Annotated in this window: 1 protein-coding gene and 1 pseudogene; both read right to left on the bottom strand. The window is 64.5% G+C overall.

Annotated elements, in window-relative coordinates; all coding sequences use genetic code 11:
- Positions 1–902, bottom strand: a pseudogene (gene ilvC / locus I71_RS19365) (ketol-acid reductoisomerase); the annotation flags it as partial.
- A gap of 184 nt (positions 903–1,086) precedes the next feature.
- On the bottom strand, positions 1,087–1,593 hold the full coding sequence (gene ilvN / locus I71_RS19360) for an acetolactate synthase small subunit (protein ID WP_042696661.1): 507 nt from the start codon (positions 1,591–1,593) through the stop codon (positions 1,087–1,089).
- Positions 1,594–1,804 lie beyond the last annotated feature (211 nt).

Here is a 1,804-nt window from a genome sequence, read left to right as displayed (position 1 = left end):
GGACGGCTGGCCGGCCTTGCAATCCAGCATCCAGTCGCGAGGAAGCGGCCTTCCTGGATGTCGGTCAGCACGCGCTTCATCTCGGCCTTGGTCTCGGCGGTGATGATGCGCGGGCCGGTGCGATAGTCGCCATATTCGGCCGTGTTGGAGATCGAGTAGCGCATGTTGGCCATGCCGCCCTCATACATCAGGTCGACGATCAGCTTCACTTCGTGCAGGCACTCGAAGTAGGCCATCTCGGGGGCATAGCCCGCCTCGACCAGCGTCTCGTAGCCGGCGCGGATCAGCTCGGTCAGGCCGCCGCAGAGCACGGCCTGCTCACCGAACAGGTCGGTCTCGCACTCTTCCTTGAAGGTGGTCTCGATGATGCCGGCGCGGCCGCCGCCATTGGCCGAAGCATAGGACAGGGCGATGTCCAGCGCGTTGCCCGAGGCGTTCTGGTGAACGGCGACCAGCGACGGCACGCCGCCGCCACGCTGGTATTCGCTGCGCACGGTGTGGCCGGGGCCCTTCGGCGCGATCATGAACACGTCGAGGTCGGCGCGCGGCTCGATCAGGTTGAAATGGACGTTCAGGCCGTGCGCGAAGGCCAGGGCGGCGCCCTGCTTCATGTTCGGGGCCAGATCGTCCTTGTACAGGTCGGCCTGCAGCTCGTCCGGGGTCAGAACCATCACGACGTCGGCCCAGGCGGCGGCTTCGGCCGGGGTCATCACGGTGAAGCCGGCGGTCTCGGCCTTCTTGATGGTGGCCGAACCCGGGCGGAGCGCGATCCGCACGTCCTTCACGCCGCTGTCACGCAGGTTGTGGGCGTGGGCGTGGCCCTGGCTGCCGTAGCCGACGATGACGACCTTCTTGCCCTTGATCAGGTTGACGTCGGCATCACGATCGTAATAGACGCGCATGGAGATGGTTCCTTGAATTCGCAACGAACGAAGACAGACTGCGTTTCCTGCGGCGGATTACTCCATTGAGCAAAGCCGCCCGTCAAGGGAAACAATCGCTCGATGGAGCGGCAAAATGCAAAGCTTCCTTGCGTTTTTGCCGCCCCGATCTTTCGCAGAATGTTGATCTGCGGATAACAGCGCCTTAGAAGGCCGCCGGCCCCTTCGACATGGCGACCACGCCGGTGCGGCTGGCCTCGACAAGGCCGAGCTGGGTCATCAGACCGACGAAGTCGTCGACCTGGCTCGTCGTGCCGGTCAGCTCGAAGACGAAGCTGGTGAGCGTCGCGTCGACCACCTTGGCCTTGAAGATGTCGGCAAGGCGCAGCGCCTCGATCCGCTTGTCGCCGGTGCCGGCCACCTTGACCAACGCCAGCTCACGTTCCACCGACGGCCCTTCGTCGGTCAGGTCATGGACGCGGTGGACCGGAACCAGCCGGCCGAGCTGCGCCTTGATCTGCTCGATGATCATCCGGGTGCCGGAGGTGACCAGCGTGATGCGCGACAGGTGATCGGCGTTGTTCACCTCCGCCACCGTCAGGCTTTCGATGTTGTAGCCGCGGCCGGAGAACAGCCCGATGACGCGGGCGAGGACGCCCGGCTCGTTGTCCACCAGCACGGCGATGGTGTGCTTTTCGATCGCGTTTTCCATGAGACCCGTTCCCCCCGTTCGTTCGTCGTCAGCCGATCAGACCAGCACCATGCCGTCTTCCGGCGTGGCGTCGGACGGGCTGTCGTCCGGACGAACAGGATCTCGTTGTGGGCCTTGCCGCCGGGGATCATGGGGAAGCAGTTCTCCTTCGGATCGACGGCAATGTCGATGATGCAGGGACGGTCGGTGACCGTCAGCATCTTCTCGATCA

It is taken from the genome of Azospirillum sp. B506 (assembly GCF_000333595.1).
Classification (GTDB): Bacteria; Pseudomonadota; Alphaproteobacteria; order Azospirillales; family Azospirillaceae; genus Azospirillum.
The sequence above is the reverse complement of the archived record's forward strand: the minus strand, read 5'-3'. Positions and strand labels throughout refer to the sequence as shown.